At 51.1% G+C, this 21,411-nt stretch carries 18 protein-coding genes; 9 read left to right on the forward strand and 9 right to left on the reverse strand.

What is annotated here, in order from left to right:
• Positions 1–6: 6 nt before the first annotated feature.
• The 4 genes from feoB (at position 7) to ACFSW8_RS08050 (ending at position 3,854) form a co-directional block, all read left to right on the forward strand.
• Complete coding sequence (gene feoB / locus ACFSW8_RS08035; RefSeq protein WP_377089326.1) at positions 7–1,914, forward strand: ferrous iron transport protein B; 1,908 nt, start codon at positions 7–9, stop codon at positions 1,912–1,914.
• Positions 1,915–1,995: 81 nt separating this feature from the next.
• On the forward strand, positions 1,996–2,196 hold the full coding sequence (locus ACFSW8_RS08040) for a FeoB-associated Cys-rich membrane protein (protein WP_377089325.1): 201 nt from the start codon (positions 1,996–1,998) through the stop codon (positions 2,194–2,196).
• Positions 2,197–2,317: 121 nt separating this feature from the next.
• Positions 2,318–3,019 (forward strand): hypothetical protein, encoded by a 702-nt coding sequence (locus ACFSW8_RS08045; protein ID WP_377089324.1) that lies wholly within the window; start codon positions 2,318–2,320, stop codon positions 3,017–3,019.
• A 19-nt stretch (positions 3,020–3,038) separates the two neighbouring features.
• Positions 3,039–3,854, forward strand: a complete 816-nt coding sequence (locus tag ACFSW8_RS08050; protein WP_377089323.1) for a hypothetical protein — start codon at positions 3,039–3,041, stop codon at positions 3,852–3,854.
• A 296-nt stretch (positions 3,855–4,150) separates the two neighbouring features.
• On the opposite strand, the gene ACFSW8_RS08055 is transcribed toward ACFSW8_RS08050, so the two are convergent.
• From ACFSW8_RS08055 to glmM, 4 genes are all read right to left on the reverse strand, one after another.
• Positions 4,151–4,612 carry a flavodoxin domain-containing protein gene (locus tag ACFSW8_RS08055; RefSeq protein ID WP_377089321.1) on the reverse strand — a complete coding sequence of 154 codons (462 nt, stop codon included), beginning with the start codon at positions 4,610–4,612 and terminating at the stop codon, positions 4,151–4,153.
• Between the two features lie 95 nt (positions 4,613–4,707).
• A complete protein-coding gene (gene glmS / locus ACFSW8_RS08060) occupies positions 4,708–6,549 on the reverse strand; it encodes a glutamine--fructose-6-phosphate transaminase (isomerizing) (protein WP_377089320.1) in 1,842 nt (613 codons plus the stop codon).
• Positions 6,550–6,564: 15 nt separating this feature from the next.
• Positions 6,565–7,413: a hypothetical protein gene (locus ACFSW8_RS08065; protein ID WP_377177913.1), complete on the reverse strand. Its 849-nt coding sequence runs from the start codon at positions 7,411–7,413 to the stop codon at positions 6,565–6,567.
• A gap of 4 nt (positions 7,414–7,417) precedes the next feature.
• Positions 7,418–8,779, reverse strand: a complete 1,362-nt coding sequence (gene glmM, locus ACFSW8_RS08070) for a phosphoglucosamine mutase (protein WP_377091475.1) — start codon at positions 8,777–8,779, stop codon at positions 7,418–7,420.
• A gap of 276 nt (positions 8,780–9,055) precedes the next feature.
• On the opposite strand from glmM, the gene ACFSW8_RS08075 reads away from it, so the two are divergent.
• Positions 9,056–10,285, forward strand: coding sequence for an aspartate kinase (locus ACFSW8_RS08075; protein WP_377089318.1), 1,230 nt, complete (start codon positions 9,056–9,058; stop codon positions 10,283–10,285).
• Between the two features lie 316 nt (positions 10,286–10,601).
• Here the strand turns inward: ACFSW8_RS08075 and ACFSW8_RS08080 are convergent, their stop codons facing one another.
• Positions 10,602–11,135 carry an 8-oxo-dGTP diphosphatase gene (locus ACFSW8_RS08080; protein WP_377089317.1) on the reverse strand — a complete coding sequence of 178 codons (534 nt, stop codon included), beginning with the start codon at positions 11,133–11,135 and terminating at the stop codon, positions 10,602–10,604.
• A 158-nt stretch (positions 11,136–11,293) separates the two neighbouring features.
• On the opposite strand from ACFSW8_RS08080, the gene ACFSW8_RS08085 reads away from it, so the two are divergent.
• Together ACFSW8_RS08085 and ACFSW8_RS08090 are read left to right on the forward strand one after the other, a co-directional pair.
• Entirely contained in the window at positions 11,294–12,169 is an 876-nt protein-coding gene (locus tag ACFSW8_RS08085; RefSeq protein ID WP_377177915.1) for a metal ABC transporter substrate-binding protein, read from the forward strand.
• Entirely contained in the window at positions 12,170–13,360 is a 1,191-nt protein-coding gene (locus ACFSW8_RS08090) for a hypothetical protein (RefSeq protein ID WP_377089315.1), read from the forward strand. It begins immediately after the preceding gene.
• Positions 13,361–13,424: 64 nt separating this feature from the next.
• Here the strand turns inward: ACFSW8_RS08090 and ACFSW8_RS08095 are convergent, their stop codons facing one another.
• The 4 genes from ACFSW8_RS08095 to ACFSW8_RS08110 all read right to left on the reverse strand — a co-directional run bounded on the left by ACFSW8_RS08095 (position 13,425) and on the right by ACFSW8_RS08110 (position 18,388).
• Complete coding sequence (locus tag ACFSW8_RS08095) at positions 13,425–15,020, reverse strand: SpoIIE family protein phosphatase (protein WP_377089314.1); 1,596 nt, start codon at positions 15,018–15,020, stop codon at positions 13,425–13,427.
• A 50-nt stretch (positions 15,021–15,070) separates the two neighbouring features.
• Positions 15,071–16,657 carry a SpoIIE family protein phosphatase gene (locus ACFSW8_RS08100; RefSeq protein WP_377089313.1) on the reverse strand — a complete coding sequence of 529 codons (1,587 nt, stop codon included), beginning with the start codon at positions 16,655–16,657 and terminating at the stop codon, positions 15,071–15,073.
• A 66-nt stretch (positions 16,658–16,723) separates the two neighbouring features.
• Complete coding sequence (gene mazG, locus ACFSW8_RS08105; protein ID WP_377089312.1) at positions 16,724–17,557, reverse strand: nucleoside triphosphate pyrophosphohydrolase; 834 nt, start codon at positions 17,555–17,557, stop codon at positions 16,724–16,726.
• Positions 17,558–18,388 (reverse strand): rhomboid family intramembrane serine protease, encoded by an 831-nt coding sequence (locus ACFSW8_RS08110; RefSeq protein ID WP_377089311.1) that lies wholly within the window; start codon positions 18,386–18,388, stop codon positions 17,558–17,560. It abuts the gene before it with no gap.
• A gap of 93 nt (positions 18,389–18,481) precedes the next feature.
• On the opposite strand from ACFSW8_RS08110, the gene ACFSW8_RS08115 reads away from it, so the two are divergent.
• Both ACFSW8_RS08115 and ACFSW8_RS08120 read left to right on the forward strand, forming a co-directional pair.
• The gene (locus ACFSW8_RS08115; RefSeq protein WP_377177917.1) at positions 18,482–19,822 is read left to right on the forward strand and encodes an LptF/LptG family permease; all 1,341 of its coding nucleotides are present in this window, start codon (positions 18,482–18,484) and stop codon (positions 19,820–19,822) included.
• Between the two features lie 48 nt (positions 19,823–19,870).
• Positions 19,871–21,331 carry an endonuclease/exonuclease/phosphatase family protein gene (locus ACFSW8_RS08120; protein WP_377089309.1) on the forward strand — a complete coding sequence of 487 codons (1,461 nt, stop codon included), beginning with the start codon at positions 19,871–19,873 and terminating at the stop codon, positions 21,329–21,331.
• Positions 21,332–21,411: the final 80 nt, after the last annotated feature.

Consider the following 21,411-nt stretch of genomic DNA (forward strand, 5'->3'; position numbering starts at 1 on the left):
CAACAAATGTCATCAGGGTCTGAGCAACACACTGTTGCACTCGTCGGCAATCCTAACGCAGGAAAAACAACCCTCTTCAACGCACTTACTGGCGAAAACCAGAAAGTCGGCAATTACTCAGGCGTTACAGTTTCTAGAAAGTCCGGTAGCTTTCGCTCCCCTCAAGGACGCAAAATCGATCTCATCGACCTTCCCGGCTGCTACAGCCTCTCCCCCCAGTCACCTGACGAAAAAGTCACTCACGACGTCCTCTCTGGCCAGCAAGAAAACGAACAACGCCCAGACATCACTGTCTGTGTCCTAGACGCCTCAGCACTCGAGCGTCACCTCCAACTTGCCATGGAAGTCATCGAGCTCGGCCACCCAGTCGTCGTCGCTCTCAATATGGTCGACCTCGCTGAATCACGCGGTATTCACCTCGACCCAACCATTCTCTCAGAAGAACTCGGCGTCCCAGTCGTTCCCATCCAAGCCAACAAAAACAAGGGCATTGTAGAACTCAAACAAGCACTGCGTCACCCCTTCCCAAGCGTTGCCCCACCGAAATGGAAAACCACCGGCTCTGATCAGGAACGCCTCGCCGCACGCACCGCCTTTATTAAAGAAGTCTGCGGTGAAGCCGCACGCCGCGAAAACGATGGCACCCTTACCCTCACTGATAAGATCGATAGCTTTTTACTCCACCCCTTCACCGGTTGGGTTGCCCTCATCGGTATCATGCTCGGGATTTTCTGGACCATATTCTCACTCTCCTCCTACCCTATGGACTTTATCGATGAGACATTCGGCTCTCTCGGTGAATGGACCACCACTCAACTTCCCGATGGTGACTTCAACAACCTCATCGTCGATGGCGTCATCGCAGGAATCGGAGGTACCGTCATCTTCCTCCCCCAAATCGTCTTGCTCTTCTTCTTCATCGCCCTGATGGAAGCAAGTGGCTATATGGCACGTGCAGCCTTCCTCATGGACCGGGTCATGAACCTAGTCGGTCTGTCAGGCAAGGCGTTCCTCCCACTACTTTCCTCACATGCCTGCGCCATCCCCGGAATCATGGCCGCCCGCACCGTCGATAGCGCAAAAGAACGCCTCATCACCATTCTCATAGCTCCGTGGATGTCATGCTCAGCTCGCCTTCCTGTATACACCCTGCTGATCGCCATGCTGCTTCCTCAGGCGGACTCACTCAAACAAGCCGCCGTCATGCTGGCGATCTACGCTACTGGCATCATCACCGCACTCATCGCTGCCCGTATCCTCAAAGGTCGCCTCGCTGAAGATGAAACGCCCAGCCACTTTATGCTGGAACTCCCCCCCTACCGCCTCCCACAACTGAAGTACCTCGCCCGCCACATTTGGGACCGCGCGTGGGCCTTCCTTAAGCGTGCCGGCACCATCATCCTCGCACTCTCCATCATCCTCTGGGCACTCCAAACCTACCCAAAACCAGAAGAAAACTCCCCTGCTGCCGAGGACCCAGCGTTGGCTCTTGAGCAATCCTTCATGGGCCAGATTGGCCACACGATCGAGCCTGTTTTCAAGCCTCTCGGCTACGACTGGCGCACCGCAACATCTGTGCTCACCTCATTCGCAGCACGTGAAGTCTTTGTCTCCTCACTTAAAATCTCCTACAGCATCAGTGAAGATGCCGATGAAGATGAACAAGACCTCCTGCTGCGGGAAGAACTCGCCGCAGCCACTTGGCCAGATGGCAGAAAAATCTACACCCCACTCACCCTCCTGAGCCTACTCGTCTTCTTCATCTACGCCCTGCAATGCCTCCCGACCTCAGCCGTAGTAGCACGAGAAACCAATTCCTATAAATGGGCCATCGGCCAGCTGGCCGGCATGTCACTCTTTGCCTACCTTGCTGCACTTGCAGTATTCCAAATCGGTAGTTTATTAGGCTTCTAGTGCGGCCAACCCTAGCCCCGATCGCTCCCCCACAAACATTACGTTCGCGGGCGAAAGGCCGCCACCAACCATCGCCTATCCATGCCAAGTACCCAGACCATACTAGCCCTCAGCTTCGTCGCTGCTGCGCTCCTCTTCCTTGCTTGGAAAATCTATCGCTCACTCAAAAGCTCTGCTTGCTGTGGCAGCTGCGGCTGTAACCTCATGTCCGATAAGGCCAAAAAGAAAATGCTCAAAAAACGTAAACAAGCAGCCACACGCAAAACTGCTTCCCTCAAATAGTACTATTCCGAGTCGAGAGACGGTATAAATCCACCCTTCCTCTCCAAGCGAAATCAAACAACCGCTAATCAAAGGTATTCAGACGTTAGCCCACACGCGCTCATGCTGATTGAGTCACAGCATGATCAAAGCCAGTGTTCTCAACCCCTCGTGGTCCCGCATTGTCCACCGCCTCCACAGCCTCGGTGTTGTCGAAGCCCGATACACTAACGCCATCGCCCAAATCACCGAAGTCGGTAAATACCCTCGCCACATTACCTCTTCACTCGAAGATAAAAGCGAAAGCATTGACGGCTCCACACTCTGGAACTTCCTCAACTGGCAGCATGGCTGGGTCACCCAACCCAAGTCCCCCCTCGGCCTTGGCACAGAGTTCGCCTTCCTCTCCTCTAAACACGCTCTCTTTCATAGTATTCGGTTACTAGAAAACCAACAGGACGATTGCCTGCGCTGCCTTCTTCAACTCTTTGCACGCGCCGAACCTAATCACACTAAAGAGAAAGCCAGCCCTCAAGCTACCCCTCCAATTCCTGTCCAATCACTCGCACATATCTGCGAGCTCACCCTCAACCGAGCAAACCAAAAATCAGGTTTCTCTATCGACCTCTTCACTGAAGGTGGAATCGTAAGCAAACGCCTCAAAGCCGCTGACCTCACACTCAACCCCGACCGCGTCACTCTTCATTGCTATCACAACACGCAGATCGACCTCCACCCTCACTCAATCTCCTACCACCAATCCATCAAACGAGGCTCCGAACTTCACACCACCTTCTACAACCCAAATCACCTCCCTCAGGCCTGCCTCAAACTCGTCGCTTAACACAAATCTCTGTATCCCTATGAAATGCTCTACTCTTAAGTCCCTGCTCCATGACGAAATCTGGCAGCTCCCCACGCTGAGTACACCATTGTTGGAACGACTCAATCAACTCCACGACATCACCCTCATGCTCCACTCTAATGGAATAATGAGCTCTAGAACAGTCTCCCAACTCTCACTCACCAAGCTCGACTCCATCCTAACAGTCCCAGAGGCTGGAATCAGCTTTCAACCCAAAACACTCGATACTCTATCACTCCAATCCGGCACCTGCTGCCACAGAGACTTCTCAATCGAGTTGCGCCACCCTTCGAGCCCTGAAGCCCTATCCATTGCCTTCGATGACTCCCCAACAAACAAAAACGTTCTCAGCACCTTAGTTTCCACTGTCACCCAATCCACCCCCATCAGTCAATTTCCATGCATTCAGGACAGATACGCCCCTTGCTGCCCCTGCTGCGCAGGAAAAAGAGATGACATCAGGCGCAATAGCAAACTTCACCCCCTCTTTCATATAATCTCCCAATGCACCTTCCCTCAGGAAGTGCAGATCAAGCACTCGGGCTTGTCGACTCATTCACTACAAGCCTCATCAATCCTTTCCTTTTCTCACCACTGGGGACACCTCTACCTCCACTCCCCAGAAGCACAATTTGCCATCGATATGACCCAAGTCTACAACCTGCGCGCTCAAATCACCACTTCCGAAAACCTCCACCAGAGCGAACTCATCGCCTATAATGCATACGGCAAAGAAATCCTGTCCCTCAGCGTGGGTGGCACCGAACACTTCTACCTCTGGAGCCGACTTCTTACCAGACCTGCTGTCAACTAATGCCATTGAGCGAAACGGAATGGACGAATGGTCGGAATGAGCTTGCAGAATATCAAGGCGGAGTGAAGGCCTCCCGCACGCGCAGGACAACTGAATGACAACGATGACATTCTGTAAGAGAATCCGATTTACTCTAAAATCGCGAAGCGCAAACTTCACAAGACTCAACCACACTCCATTCGTCTATTCCGAGTCGAGAGATGGTCTCAGATACCTCATAAAAAATGGCCCCGGGTCACCCCAGGGCCATCGACTCACCTATACTGACCAGTGCTGTATGAATAACAATGGGTGATCTATGAAATAGCTGGAACGCCGAAACTTTGCTTTACCAACTCAAGCCAAGCCGCAAAGGGCCCATCAATATCTATATCACAATCCACCCGTTCAAGAATCCGCCGCCCCCCTGCTGCTTCCATCTTGGCATCCACAAACTTCCCACATTCACAAAATTGCTCGTAGCCACTATCTCCCAATCCAAAAACCCCATACTCCAAGCCATTAAGCGCCCCACTATCACATTCCTCTAACCACTCACAAAAACCCTCCGCATCATCAGGTGGATCTCCATCCCCCCACGTGCTGATCAAGACAAAAACCCGCTCGACTTCACTCAGACGTGACATCTCAATATCAAACACATTCTCACAGCCTGCCTTCACCCCCATTTCTTCAAGCGCTTCTTGCAGCTCTCCCCCCAAGTCCTCTGCTGTCCCAGTCTGTGTCCCATATAAGATCAAATTTCCCTTACGCGTCATGAGCCTAGACTACAACGCATCACCCAACCCGACTAACGGTTGCTTGCCTTTCTCTAGCGCCCATTTACCCCCCACTCACTGGCACTCACTGGCACTCACTCGACCGTCACGCTCTTCGCTAAATTCCTCGGCTGATCGATCGCACACCCTCGTAACCTTGCCACATGATAAGCAAATAATTGTAGAGCCACCGTACTCACTATCGTGGCAATGTAATGTGAACACTCAGGCACCTCAATCACCCTGTCACATGCTGCCTTCGCCTCGGCATCCCCCTCAGTAATCACCCCCAAGACCGGCGCCTTACGTGCACGACATTCCTCCACATTTCCTACCGTCTTCTCCTGACCCGGTCCACGGTTCAGCAAAGCTACCACTGGCATCTTTTCATCTAACAAGGCGATCGGCCCGTGCTTTAGCTCAGCTGCATTGTAGGCCTCCGCATGAATGTAAGAAATCTCCTTAATCTTCAATGCCCCCTCCAGCGCTACCGGAAATAAATATCCACGCCCAATATAAAACATATGCTCGTACCCCACAAAGTGACTCGCCACATCCGCAATCGCTGCATTGCTCTCTAGGACCTTCTCTACTAACTCCGGCACCCTTAGCACCTCGCCTGCAATGCCCATTCCCACCTCTCTCGACATGCGCCTGCCCCTAGCCAACTTTAATGCGACTAATAATAAAACTGCTACCTGACAGGTGAATGCTTTTGTCGATGCCACACTAATTTCCGGCCCAGCATGTAGATAAACCCCGCGTCCCGCCTCCCGTGCAATCGTTGAACCAACAACATTCACCAAGCCTGCCACCATCGCACCCTTATCTATCGCCTCCCTCACTGCCGCAAGCGTATCAGCAGTCTCTCCCGACTGACTCACGGCAACAACCAAGTCCTTACTTCCCACAATCGGGTTGCGATAGCGAAACTCCGCTGCTTGCTCAACCTCACCTAACATCGCGGCAAAGTCCTCCACCGCATACTCACCCACAAGACCAGCATTCAAAGAAGTGCCACATCCCACGATTAATAAACGTTGAAACTCCACCAACTCACGAGGACTCAAACCTAAACCAGATAAGATGGCCGTCCCCCTCTCCACATCAACACGACCGCGTATGGCATTGCGTATCGCTTCGGGTTGTTCAAAAATTTCCTTCAACATGTAATGCTCATACCCGCCCTTCTCCACTGCATCCGCAGACCAATCAATTGATGCCATGTCACGTTGCACAGGAACCGCATCCAAGGTCCTAATATCAACCCGCCCACCATCTATCAATGCAATGTCATTATCATCTAAGTAAATCACCTGCCGCGTGTGATTAATAATCGCCGAAGCATCAGAAGCGACAATCGTCTCACCATCCCCTACTCCAATAACAATAGGAGATCCTCGCCGCGCAACTAACAGTCTCTGTGGTTCATCGGAACAAATACACGCCACGCCGTAAGTCCCCTCTACCTCCTTCAAAGCTGCTGACAAGGCACTTAGAAGATCCCCGTCGTAATACGAATCCACTAAATGCGCGAGTACCTCACTGTCGGTGTCTGATGAAAATTGATGCCCAGCACTCTCTAAACGCGCTTTTAGCCCTCGGTAGTTCTCAATAATTCCATTGTGAACCAGAGCTATCCTGCCATCACCCGCATGATGCGGATGCGCATTCGCAGTCGTCGGCGGTCCATGTGTTGCCCAACGCGTATGTGCAATGCCCACCTTTGCTCCTCGATGTACTGGGTCACCATGATAATCACCTAAGCTTTCCACCAAATTCGCAACCTTTCCCTCCTGCTTGTATACCTCAATCTTGCTCCCGCGATGAATCGCGATCCCCGCTGAATCATAACCACGGTATTCTAACTTTCTTAGCCCCTGTATCAATATTGGCGATGCCGCCCTGTCTCCTGCGTATGCTACTATTCCACACATTTTATTATCTATCAGTTAATCTAATTTATCAGTCTCTACACTCTCGTTAGGGCGTGTTGACGTACCCGCTCCTAACTTTCTTCCCGGATAAATCGCTGTGTGGATGCCTGTATGCACCCCATCACCAACAATCGTACCAAACTTCCTCCTGCCCGTTTCCATCAACCTACCTGCCACCAAACTCCGGTGGTTACATCCATCGTGCCGTAAGTTAGAAGTCACCGTCGCTGCTCCAAAGTTGACTTTATCTCCAAGCACACTGTCGCCTACGTAACTCAAATGACCAACTGAGCTACCATGCCCAATCACCGAGTTCTTCACTTCTACCGCCTGCCCAATGTGAACCCCATCCCCAATCGCTGTATTCCCTCTGATATAGCAGTTAGGACCGATCTTACACCCAGCTCCAATCACAGCATTACCCTCAATAAATACTCCCGGTAATATCCTCGTACCCTCGCCCACATGCACAACACCCTCAATATGGGCTGCTGCACTCACCTCCCCAAGCGTCACCTCTTCCTCCAAACCGCCAACGATCTGCTCATTGACCCTGATGATGTCCCACGGATAGAGAACAAGAAACGATGACGCACCCACCAGAATACCGGGGCCACTCCCATCACCAGTCCACGCAAGTCGCTCACCCGCTTCGTTCACCAATACTGCCCCATCACTAACTCCAACCAACTTCCCCCAATCCTCTGAACCAACCCATGCATTTTCTGCCATACTCGCTCCTTCCACGCAGAGCTTCGCTTGCCACTGCTCCAGCGTCTTGCCCGCCACAAATTGACCACCACTCACAACCTTCCCTCCGAGAGGCCAAAAATCGCCCACCACTTCTGCATCAATTCTTTTCATACAACTATGCTCCCGCTCCCACTCCGATACTTGACTCAACCACTGCACAAATCTTGTCCGCCGACTCGCGCGCCATAACCTCATCCTTCGCCTCCACTAAAACCCGAATCTTGTTCTCAGTTCCAGAATACCGCACCAATACACGTCCATCCTCTCCCAATGTCTCCTCCACCTCATCAATCACCCCCACTAATTCCGGAACCTCAGAAATCTCAGGTTTCTCTCGTACTTCAAGTCCACGTAAATCCTGAGGGAACTCATCCATCCCATCCACCAAACGCGACAATGGCATCGCCGCCTCTTGCATAATTTCTAACACTTTAAGTGCCGACATCAAACCATCGCCAGTCGTCGCACTCTCAGCAAAAATAATATGCCCCGAGTTCTCACCACCTAACGAGTAACCATGATCACGCATACACTCGATCACTAATCGGTCCCCCACCCCAGTCTCTGCTACGCTAATGCCTTCCCGCGCCAATGCAGTCTTTAGCCCGAGGTTACTCATCACAGTGGCTACCAATGTATCATTCTCTAACCTCCCCTGCGACTTTAGTGCCTTTGCACAAAGATACAGAATCTTGTCACCTGACACCTCGCTGCCAAATTCATCAATGAAAATGACCCGGTCCGCATCACCATCCAAACATACTCCCAGATCAGCACCATGCTCCTTCACCAGAGCCGCCGCCCGATCCGGATGTAATGCCCCCACTCCCTCATTAATATTCTTACCATCAGGCTGCACCCCACTCGTAATCACCTCAGCCCCCAATTCCTCTAAAATCAACGGCCCCACAAAATACCCAGCCCCGTGAGCACAATCGATCACAATCTTCAACCCCTTCAATGATCGCGCCCCAATCGATGCCTTCGCAAACTCAATATACCGACCAGTCGCATCCTCAATCCGATAGGCCTTCCCTAACTCCCCCTCAGGCTCACTCAGTTCCGCCTCAAGAATGATCGCCTCAACCTCCTCCTCCAACGCATCATTTAACTTATACCCATCCGGCCCAAATATCTTAATCCCATTGTCCGTGTAGGGATTGTGAGATGCCGTCAACATCACACCAGCATCACACGCCATCGACTTCGTCAAATACGCTATCGCAGGTGTCGGTACCGGCCCAGTCAATAAAACACGAGCTCCCTCAGATACCAATCCTGCCGTGATGGCATTCTCTAACATATACCCAGACAAGCGCGTGTCTTTGCCTATCACTACTTTGTGCTGGCCCGGCATCTGCGCATTCAACACGCGTGCTACCGCACGCCCAATTCGCATCCCCACTTCTGGCGTGATTGGCCATTGGTTCGCTCTCCCTCTTATTCCATCAGTCCCAAATAATTGTTTTTTCTTCATAATGCTCACGGTGTTTAAATTTACCAAATCCGACTAATATTTAACAAATCTGAGCAACACTTCATAAAATTGCAAGACAATGCGACAGCAAAATTCGTCATCTCTGTCATGCAAACAAAACCCTCATCCATTGAGGCTCAAAATGGTGTTCCCATTCTGAATTCATGACTCGCCCATTAATTTCTAGACTAGACATCCTAGACGCTCTGAATTACCCCATCCATCCAACGCGGCACCACGCCGCATAACTAAACAGATAATCACTCGTATAGTACCATGGCTCTCATCGTCCAAAAATATGGCGGCACCTCAGTAGGCTCACTCGATCGTATTCGTAATGTGGCTAGCCGTATCAAACGCCTCCGCGATGAAGGCAACCAGGTGGTCGCCGTAGTTTCAGCAATGGGTGGCGTCACCGATAAACTCATCGGTATGGCCAACGAGTTGACTCAAGACCCCGCTGAGCGTGAACTCGATGTCCTCCTCTCCACAGGGGAACAACAATCTATCGCCCTTGTTTCCATGGCCCTCCATGAACTCGGAGTCGAGGCCGTTTCCGTCACTGGCCGCCAAGCTGGTATCAAAACCACTGGCTCACACACCCGTGGCAAAATCGACGCCATCGACCCCAGCCTCATTCACCAATACATCAGTGAAGGTAAAGTCGTTATCTGTGCCGGCTTCCAAGGACTGCGCGAAGATGGACTCATCCACACACTCGGCCGAGGGGGCTCCGATCTATCAGCTATCGCTGTAGCCGCTGCGATCAAAGCCGATACCTGCCAAATCCTCACTGACGTCGATGGCGTCTACACCTGTGACCCGCGAGTCGTCAAAGACGCTCGTAAAATGCCAGAAGTCTCCTACGACGAGATGCTTGAACTCGCCTCCTCTGGCGCCAAGGTCATGCAATCCCGCTCCGTTGAATTTGCAAAAAAATATGGCGTGATCTTCGAGGTCCGCTCATCCTTGAACGATAACCCAGGAACCATTGTAACCGAAGAACACGATAATATGGAATCAGTAGTCATCCGCGGCGTCTCAATAGAGCGCTCCCAAGCTCGCCTCACCATCACCGGCATTCCCGATGAACCAGGAATGTCAGCATCCATCCTCTCCGCCCTCGCTGACGCTGAGATCAATATCGACATGATCATCTCTAACATCGCGCACGATGGAATGGCTCGCCACTCAGTCACGATGCACAGCAATGACCTCGGCAAGGCCCAAGCTGCCCTCAAACCCGTGCTCGCAAAACTCGGTGACCAATCCAAAGTTGAAACCGAAGGCGGCATCGCAAAACTCTCCTGTGTCGGTATCGGCATGCGCTCACACTCAGGTGTCGCTGCCAAAATGTTCGAAGCGCTCGGTGAAGCCGGTATCAATATCGGTATGATCACAACCTCCGAAATTAAAATCGCCGTCACCGTCGACGAAACCGATATCGAAGACGCAGCCCGCGTCGTGCACTCCGCATTCGACCTCGATAAAGCGCCTGCCAAATAAGCTCACGCTTCCAATTTCCTCTCCCAAAAAGCTCCTCGGCCTCCAAGCCTTGGAGCTTTTTTCTTCCCTAATATCAATGAGTGAAACGGAATGGACGAACGGTCGGAATGAGCTTACAGAATAACAACGATGACATGGTTTAAGCTAATCCAACTTAGTCTAAAATAACGTAGCGCAAACTTCACAAGACTTAACCACACTCCATGCGTCTAATACTACTCGAGAGAGGGTATGTGCCAAACTCCAATCCCCCCAAAGACCTTAAGCATCTCCCCTAATCTAACAGGGTGATTCCAATCATCACCTCACTGTCTATCTATGAATGTCCGTACCACAGGCCTCGCCCACATTCACCAAAACGCACATCCATCCACACAATCTTCTCCCCCTCAAACTGAAATCGCCCAGTAAAAACTTGCCCCTCTAACATCTGAGGCAGCCAATGACGGTCATCCTCCCACATGCGGTCATAAGGAATCGCCTCTATAGCAGTCCACATCGGATTTGCCTCCCGTGTCGCTGTAGGAGTCCCCTCGAACTCAGTAGCCATAAACACATGACAGTGAATGTCCGGAATATCAGACATCGCAAAATGCAACTCCCCCATTTTCACAGCCCCCTTGGGCGTGATGTGCAATTCCTCCTGACATTCCCTAACAATAGCCTCCTCCGCTGTCTCGCCTGGATCAATCTTCCCCCCAGGCCCATTCACCTTCCCCTGACCAATCCCAGTCAGCTTCTCAATCAATAAAACCTCCCCACCTCGCTTGATAAACATCAAAGTCGCTGGAATCTCAGCCTGCCAACTCTTCCACTCCACAGGGCTCTCATTGCTCGGAATCGCACTCATCTAATGCTTTCTATCCCCACATCCCCATAATCTCAACTAAACATTCTCAAAACCCTCCAACCTAACAGATTATCAAGCCGATGTACAATAGAAACAAATGCAACTGAGTGACATTATTAACTTGCAACCGCAATATTGTTGCATGTACAACCCCTTCCATGAAGATCCTCAGCCTCCTGCTACTGATCGTAAGTGCCATGCTCTGTTCGGCTAAAACCAAAGTAGCCACCCTCAGCCCTCTTCTGGCAGACCTTGCCCGTCAAGTTGGAGGCGAGCATGTTACTGTCATCGACCTCATGGGCCCCAATGGTGATCCACATACATTTCGCCCCACTCCAAGCAAACTGACCAAAGCACAAGGCGCGACGCTGTATCTCGCTTTTGGCAAAAACCTAGAACCCTTCCTACCCAAACTAAAGTCAATCGTCGGTAACAAGGCGATGGTTCTAGAAGTGGGCAGAGATGTCCCCTCACTCAGAATTTCAGGAAAGTCAGCAGTATACGCATGCTGCCCAAAACATGTCGTGGGTGCCCTTGATCCCCATTGGTGGCATTCCATCGAAGCGTGGCGCAGAGCTACCACCTCTGTGGAGAAAGCTCTCAGCAAAATAGACCCAGCCAACGCTGCTTCATACAAATCACGTTCCTCAGCCTACCGCCGCCAACTCTCAGGCCTCAAGTCCTGGGCGAAAAAAGAAATTGCCTCCATCCCCCGCAGCCAACGCCACCTCGCTACTGCGCACGCCGCTTTCGGATACTTCTGTAAAGAATTTGGTTTCAAATCTATCCCTGTCCAGGGACTCAACAAAGAACAATCAGCTTCACCCCAGTACATCTCTGAAGCCATTGCAACGATTAAGAAAAATAAGGTCAAAGCAATTTTCCCCGAAAAAGGCGCCAATACAAAAAGCCTAAAAACCATCAGCCAATCAACTGGCGTCAAGATTGCTCCAGCACTCTACGCCGACACGGCTAATTCCATCATCGGTATGTTCCAACACAATGTAACAACCATCAAAAACGCACTCAAATAAATGAGAAATACCATCACTACAGCACTACTATTAGGGTCTGTCGCTCCAGCCATCGCTGCAGACTTCCAGCTCGATTACAACGCTCACCTCAATATGGCCTTCGGCCAAGCTTCCACCGACGAAGCTGAGCTAGCAACCCATGCTCACGACCCTAACGACGAATTCACCCTCCAAGGGCTCGAGTTCAACCTCTCCGCCAGATACGGCGAACATCTAGCCGGTTTCGTGAGCTACAATACCTTCCTCGACGAACGTAATAAATGGGATGGTGAAGTCGAAGAAGCATTCCTCAAAATTCTCGAAATCCCCGGCGGCTTCGAGTTCCGCGGCGGTCGCTTGCTCAACCGCGTCACTAGCCAAAACACCCAACACCTTCACAGCTGGTACTTCGCCGATGCAAACCTCATCACCACACGCTTCCTCGGTGATGAAGGCCTTATCTCCGACAGCCTTGAACTAAGCTATAGGCTCCCCTTCGAGCATGACTCACTGATCTCTGTCGCCTACGGTAATGCAGTCGCCCACGGAGATCATGGTCACGGACATGGACACGGTGAAGAAGAGCATCACGACGAAGATGAAGACCACCACGACGAAGACGAAGATCACGGAGATGAGCACGAAGAACACCTCGAAGGTGAAGACGCTCTCCTCCAAGATGAAATTATCTCAGCCCGCCTGAAGGGAATCTATTACCACACAGACTTCCAATCACTCACCTACGGCCTCAGCTACCTCACAGGTAAAAACGGCTATAAAAAACGCGGACACATCGTTGGAACTGACCTCACCTACCAATGGCGTGAAAATGGCCTCGAGTCAGGCGGTAAGCACCTCAGAGCAACCATTGAACCCATCTACCGCGACTTCGATTATGTAAGCGAAGATGGTGATATCAATGGCTCAGCCAATGAATGGGGCCTTCATACTGGCATCGGTTGGGGCTTCAGAGAACTCTGGGAACTCGGTCTCCGCTACGACTACCTCCAAGGTGTCGGTGAGCCAATCGAACACCTACAAAAACGCCAACGCGGCACCCTTGCTCTCACCCGCCAATACACAGTCAACGACCTCCTCGGTGGCCACGTTCGTCTCCAATACAACCGCGACTGGCGCGACGGCATGGGACATGAAGACGCTGTATGGCTACAACTTCAGTTCGACCTCGGCACTGGGAACGAAGTTCGCTAAATATATTTCGAGTTAAGTAGGGATAAATACTTCACTCCTAAAGCCTAGGGCCTCGCTCGAGATCCTAGGCTTTCTTGTGTACATCGACCGCAAGCATACACACATCATCCCCATAGTGAGCACACCCACAGTGCTCACCAGCCAATGCCACAATCGCATCGAGTGTCTCCCCCCCCCCTGACTGAATTCGGTCAGATAAGAAACGGATCAAGCGTTCCACTCCTAACTCCTCCCCTTCAGCATTCTCAACCTCGTAGATGCCATCGGTAAACATAATGACCTGATCGAGCTCATCTAACCCAATGCTATCTGCCCCATAGGGAGCCTCAGGAACCAACCCCAATGCCGGCCCTCTAACAATCTTCTCAGAGCTCAGCACTCGCGCCACCCCGTCCTTACGAATGATCGGAAGAGGGTGACCAGCTGTCGCAAATTCCATCCGCCCCTTCTCTAAATCAAAGATCAAATACAATGCCGTAGCAAACATCTGAATCCCTGCGTGGCTAAAGATGTTCACCAGACTGTCATTTAAACCGTACAAAAACCATTCAGGACTCTCGGCGGAGTCGCTCTCCTTCTCAATCAAACCACGCAACATCGCAACCACCAAGGCCGCGCGAACTCCGTGCCCCATCACATCACAGATCAGCACTCCAGCCTTCGTGTCCGAAATCGCAAAGACCTCATAAAAGTCACCAGCCATCTCACTGTCTGGCTTGTAGTAAGTACTAAAGCCCACACCGCATGCAGTCCCCTTACCCATCCTAGGAAAGGATTCAGGTTTTGGATCTAACACTGAATGCTGAACCTGCCGCGCCAACTCCAATTCTTCCTGATACTCTTGGTTGCGCTTCTTCAACTCCGCAGCAGCATTCGATAATCGAATCTGCACATTCACCATGTCCGACACGTCGCTTGTCACACCAAAGGTCCCCCGAACTCCTCCCTTACTATCAAGCCAAGGAATCTTCGTCGTTAAAACCCAAGTGTCTTGCTCACCACCTTCCCAAGTCTCTCGCTCCAACGATTCCTCCTGAGGCAAGAGACTCTCCATAATTTCCACTTCGTCACTGCGCGACTTATCCGCATGCACCTTGTCAAAAAAGTCATGGTCAGTTTTACCAATAATTTCCTTCGGGCTCTGGTACCCCATCTTCACCGCCGTCGCCTTGTTCACCATCACAAACCGAGAATCTCGATCCTTGAAGTAAATGTTATTGGGAATGTTTTCTATCAACTGGCGTAACAAATGCCGCTCATCACTCAGTGCATTCTCCGCATTCTTACGCTTTGATATATCTATCATGGACCCCGCAATCTTCGTCACCCTACCATGATCATTGCGAATACATGCCCCACGGATCCGCAACCAGGCAAAATACCCCTCAGGACGCCGGTACCGACAATCCACCGCCATCAAATCCGTCCCCCGATCCCTCAGAATCCCGCCCACTTCTTGCTTGAATAGTGGCAAGTCATCCTCGTGCAAATACAAATCAGGCTGCAGAAAAATGTTCGGTGCCTCACCTGAATCGTACCCTAAGAAGCTTAAAACACGCTCCGAATAACTCACCTCTTGCTCAATGACGTTCCACTGCCATATCCCCTCGTTCGAGGCACGTAGGGCAAGCTCTAAGCGATCCTGTGTGGTCGTCTGCATTCCTACCATAAAAACTGGAAACTCACATACGTGCAACAAGAAAGCAGAGACTACACTGCCCCCTTCATGCGAATAGTCAGCAAGCACACATCATCGTCAAAGCCCTTCCCCTTGACCCAACTAAGAGCCTTCGCACAGAGACGATCTAACTCTTCGGTTTCATCACTATTACGAACCTCTATGAAAGATTGCTTAAAACGCTCAATCCCCCAGTCCTCTCCCTCCTTATTCGAGGACTCATAGATGCCATCAGTAAATAAGAGTGCCTCTGAAATCCTTTCTAACTCAAAGATACAACTCGTATACTCAGCTTCTTCAAAAAAGCCTAAAGCCGGTCCCTTGGGCGCTTCACAACTCAATAACCGATCGCTGCCCTTCTCAACTAGCAGAGGGATATCATGACCAGCACAACATACCCTCAATGTTCCAATGTTAAAATCGACAACCAAATAGCAAGCCGTCGCAAACATGTTCACATCCGTGGGCCCCAAAATCTTGCACAAACCCTGATTCATCTTCTCCAAGAACCGTGCAGGCCGGTCAGCATGGTGAGACGCCTTCTCCATCAACCCCCGAATCATTGATACCACCAAAGCCGAACGCACCCCATGCCCCATCACATCACATATAAACAAACCCACCACACCATCTGCTATCGGCAACACATCATAGTAATCACCAGCTAACTCAGTCGCCGGTATATACTTGCTGTCAATACTCGCAAACTCTTTCACACACGCCACGCGTTCATCCCAGTGCCCATCGTTGCCTGGCAATAAAGCCTGCTGCACCTCCCTCGCTAAACCTAACTCTTCCTGATAACTATGGTTCTTCGCTTGTAAATCCAGTGCAATCTCCTCCAAGCGAGCCTGAGACTCAACAATCCCAGAAACATCGGTAGAGACACCAAATGTTCCAGCCAAGCGCCCCCTGCTGTCATACCACGGCTGCTTCACCACTTGCACAAAGGTGTCCGGACGATGTGGCCACATCTCCCGCTGGATCTGCCCCAAAATCGGCTTGCCCGTCTCCATGATGTGCAACTCGTCAATGTGCGTGTGCTTTGACCCAATCGGTGTGTAAAAATCAGCATCCGACTTCCCAATTAACTCCATCTCAGAATTACACCCCACCCACTCAGCTTGTCGCTTGTTCACCAATGTAAAACGAGAATGCTTATCCTTGAAATATACCTGCACTGGCACGTTATCGACAACCAATCGTAACATCGTACGCTCTTCATCTAACTCTTCTTCGGCTCGCTTGCGCTTCGAAATATCTATCATCGACCCCACTAAGCGTACAGCCTCGCCACCCTCACGTACCACCACCCCCCTCACGCGTAACCAACAAATCTCACCATCTGGTCGCTTGATACGACAATCGATAGCAAATAGCTCCTCGTCCTCGTCTAGCAATACCAATGAAAGGATGTTTTCCAGATAACTCGCATCCTCTGGCAACAACATGGTCTCCGGATGCTTAATGATGTTTGGAGCCTCCCCTTTTGCACACCCAAGAAAAACATAAATTCTATCAGAATAATAGATCTCCTCACTCCCAACCTCCCAGTCCCATATACCCTCATTCGATGCCTTGAGCACCAAATCCAACGTGTCTTGGAAGGAATCGTTCATTTCTAACTCTCTATAAAGTCAGATTTGTTAGCAAATTGCAACAAGATAGCGCATCTATGCTGGCTTCTATTCGCTTGCTATATGTTTCGCCTCTTGCCAATGCGCTTCCATCTCATCAAGGCTCGCAGAACCTAAATCCCTTCCTTCCTTTTCAAGCGCCCTTTCCATATGGCTAAAACGTCTCAAAAACTTGTGATTTGTTCCGTCTAACGCCACCTCTGGATCGACACCTAACTTTCGCGCCACATTCACCACTGAAAACAATAAATCTCCCACCTCGGCCTCTAACTCCCTCTCATTCTTCGCACCATGCTCCTCCCGCTTCTCGATCTCTTCTTCGACCTCGGCTAATTCCTCACGGACTTTATCTAAAACCGATACCACATCTGGCCAGTCAAAGCCGACTTTAGAGGCTTTCTTTTGCAACTTATAGGCCTTCAGCAGACCTGGCAGTCCATCCCCCACACCATCAAGGAGCCCCTTCGATACGCCCCCCTTTTCTTGTAGTTTGATGGCATCCCATTGGTTCAAAACCCCCTCAGTATTTTCTACCTCAGACGCTCCATACACATGAGGGTGGCGCCGCACTAACTTCTCTGAAATCTCACGTGCCACATCATCAAAATTAAAATGCCCATTGCCTTCCGCAATCTCCGCATGAAACACAACCTGCAGAAGTAGATCACCTAACTCCTCTTTCATATGCTCCACGTCTCCTCGCTTAATCGTATCGACAGCTTCATATGCCTCCTCAATGAGGTTGCTAATAATGCTCTCATGCGTCTGCTCAGCATCCCACGGACACCCACCTGGAGCCCTCAACCTATGCATTATCGCACGTAATCGCTCCATCTGGCGGCTCGCATCCGCACACTCTACCATCTCTTCATCCGTCATCATCTATTCCCCTCTTGATACTCTTAGCAATGTTTGCCGCTCCTCTTCTGTAAGCGACTGCATGCCGCCCTTATTCACTTTATCCAGTATCCGGTCAACCTCAGAGCTGTCGAGATTGACAGAGCTTCGAGGTCGCAACTTTGGTTCATATGCCTTTCTCACCTTCCCACTCTTTTTCCTACCACGCTTTAACTCAGTCCAATCTAACGTCCGCGGGTAGCGCATAAACAGATACCCCATCAGCGCCCCACCCAAGTGGCCAGCCTCCCCTCCCGCATTGGGTCCAGAACTTAATACTACAAACACCCCTAGCCCCAATATCGCCAGCGCAAAGGTTCTCAGCTGCATCGGTATCGGTGGAAAAAGTAACTGCACTCGCATGTCTGGTGCCCGCATCGCCATCGCTACTAAAATGCCAAAAATCCCCGCAGACGCGCCCACCAACACTCCCGAACTAAGCCAACCAAGCAATACTAACAATGTATAAAAAAGCGCACCTGCCATACCACACAGCAAGTAATAAGCCACATACCTCCTACTCCCCAAAATCCTCTCACACATCCCACCAAACATGTACAAACCAAACATGTTGAAAAATAAATGCCCTAAATCACCATGCAAAAATTGAAAACTTAACAAACGCCAGACCTGCCCGCCTTCAAACGCCCACGGAATCACATAACACCCATAATACGTCAGCATGGAAACATCTCCAGAATTCGTCCAGTCGAAGCCCAACACAAAAATAGCCAAATTAATAAGTAACAACCACTTCGTTACAGGAGCCCCCACTAAGCGACTCATCACTTGCCCTTTAAAGTCTTGTCCCGCCATTCTTCGTGATATGTAACATGCACCCGTCCCACTGCAAATGAAATCACCATGTTTAGGATTGCAGTGTCGTGCTCACGGACACACATTGGGCGTATGCCCAAGGCTCTCAGCAAACTTCTCTGGCCCACCCTACTCTTTATCCTAGGAGCTGGTGCCTCATTCTTGCTGTGCCCTATCGAACAAGCCGCCGTAAATCAACAAATCATCGGCTACCCTGACTCAGTGGTACCAGCCTACCAACTACGTCCCTGGTTACTCAGCTTCATCCTCTTTATCCCCTTTCTCGCCTCAGTGATCTATCGCTGTTGCGGCACCCTCGACCGCTACACACTCAAGACCTTCCTCAATAGCTTTGCTATCTGCTTCGGAGCCCTCTTCATCATCATGTTTCTGGAAGACATCCAGGATAACCTCTCAGACTTCAAAGAGAGTGAAGACATGCTCTACCTCATGGGAAAACACTACCTCATTAAGCTCCCATCCTTGCTCGTATTCATCCTCCCCTACTCCCTCATGCTAGGGCTACTCTGGTCACTGGGTAAAATGTCCAAAGACCAGGAAATTGTCGCCATGATCCAAACTGGCCGCAGCGTGACCCGCATCGTCGGCCCACTCATCGGCTTTGGCTTCCTCTGCACACTCATGTGCATGGTCTTCAACTACCACTGGGCCCCCTATGCCGACAGCCAAGAAAAAAGTATCCTTGAACAAGCACGCGGAATCGAAGCCAGTGAAGCACGCCACGTCGCCTACCAGAATAACGATGACTCACGTCATTGGTACGTCGGCGCATTCCCCGCAGAACACGATCACGGTGAACCCCTTAAATCTGTGAACATCACCGTCATGAAAGACGACTCGATAGTCCAACGCATCATTACAAAAAATGCCTCCTGGTCCGTCGACGCACGCATCTGGGAACTAGAAACTCCCCTCATTCACACCATCAAGGAGGGCAATGTCACCCCCGTCACACATAACGAAAACCTTACTTTTGATTGGCCCGAAACACCCTACCAAATTATCAACCCTGGCCTCAAACCACCCTACCTCGGTATACCAGGCCTGACTAGCTGGCTCGCCAACCACCGCGACCACCCACTCTCGGATAAGCGTTCCTACCTCACGCACTGGCACTACCGCATTGCCCATCCCTTCATTTGCATGATCACCATCATGCTCGCCGCCCCCCTCGGTATTGTCTTCAACAGACGCGGACTCGGCGGCGGTGTCGCCGTCGCTATTTTTCTCTGCGCTGGCATGATCTTTTGCTCCACCGTCTTCCCCACACTCGGTGAGTCTGGCCACCTATCCCCAGTTCTAGCAGCTTGGGCCACTAACATCATCTTCACCCTCGTCGCCCTCGTACTCTTTCATCGCCGCATGACCGGGCAACCTATCTATCAAACCTTGAAGAACCTCTTAGGAAACTAACAATAAAGTATTTGAATCCCATGCATTGCTGCGCCATCATGGATTTCTATGCTGCCACGATTCCTAATCCTCGTCCTCGCCTCCCTCACACTTCTCCAAGCCAGAGAACTCAAAGTTCTCACCTACAACATCCGCTACGATGCCAAGTCAGATACCGGTGACCGCGACTGGCAACACAGGAAACCCGTCGTTGCCAAGCTGCTCACTGACTACGAAATCATCGGCCTCCAAGAAGCGCTTGCCCATCAAATCACTGAACTCAAAGTAAGCCTCAAAAACTACCAAGTCGTCGGAGTCGGACGCCAAGATGGGAAGTCAGCAGGTGAACACACCCCCATCTTATTCGACTCCACTAAGTGGCGCCTCGATCCCGACCAACATGGCACATTCTGGCTCTCAGACACACCCAATAAACCCGCCAGTACCAGCTGGGGAAACCAAATCCCACGCATCTGTACCTGGGCGCGCCTCATCGACCCCTCCGGCGCAGCCGTCTATGTCTACAACACCCACTGGGACCACCGCAGCCAAGACTCCAGAGAAAAAGCCGCTCACCAACTCATCACTAAGCTCCAACAAAGGCGCTATATCGATGAACCAGCTATCGTCATGGGTGACCTCAATGCCGATACCAACAACCCAGCCGTCAAACTATTACTCGACTCTACCGACTGGCGAAAAAGAAACCACCTCCTCGATCACGCAAACCAAGGCAGCACACTCACACGTTGGAAGCCTGAACTCGCCGAGGGACAACGAATCGACCACATCTTCTGCTCCCCCTTCCTCCCCGTCACACACAGCGCCATCATCCAAAATGGTGACGATTTCCCAGGCTCCGACCACCATCCAGTCGAACTCATAGCCACCTGGATCAGCCAGGACCGTAAAGAACTTCTCGATACCCACTACATCCGAGAAACTGTCCTTGGTAAAGAACACGGCGGCGGCGAAGGCTTCATCGTGCGCTGGCAAAAACCCGCCTACGTCAAACTCATCGGCGGCTCCAAAAAACAAAGAGAAATTGCCACTTCAGTCATCCAAGAACTCAATCAAGCACTCAATGGCACCTTCATGCGCTACACCATCACCGAGGAAAACCACCCCAATACCCTCAAGGTCTTTATCGACCATTCCTCAAAGCTTAAAGAACTCGGGAAATCCGAAAATGTCGATGTCCACGACAATATCGATGGCTTTGCCTCCATCACTTGGACCACCCAAACCAAAGTCATCGAGCACGCCTGCGTCTTCATCGCCAATGACAAAGCCTCCGGGGACTTCCTTCGCCATGTCATGCTCGAAGAAATCACCCAAACCCTCGGCCTCATGGGAGACACCTCAGTATTCCCCGAGAGCGTTACCTACTCGCGCTACGAAGACCAAGGCTCCGCCAATACCCTCGGCGACTGCGATGCCAAAGCACTCCGCCTCATCTATGGCAACCTCCTCCCCGGAGATGATGCCCTCACCACCGGCATCGCCTACGCCCGCCACTGGGAACCGTAACCCACTCCCAGCCTAACAAAAAATCAACATTGACTTTCGCGTACTCACAACATTCAATAACCCGTACTAGTTAAACCACC

Source organism: Rubritalea tangerina (assembly GCF_042683245.1).
GTDB classification, from domain to species: Bacteria; Verrucomicrobiota; Verrucomicrobiia; order Verrucomicrobiales; family Akkermansiaceae; genus Rubritalea; species Rubritalea tangerina.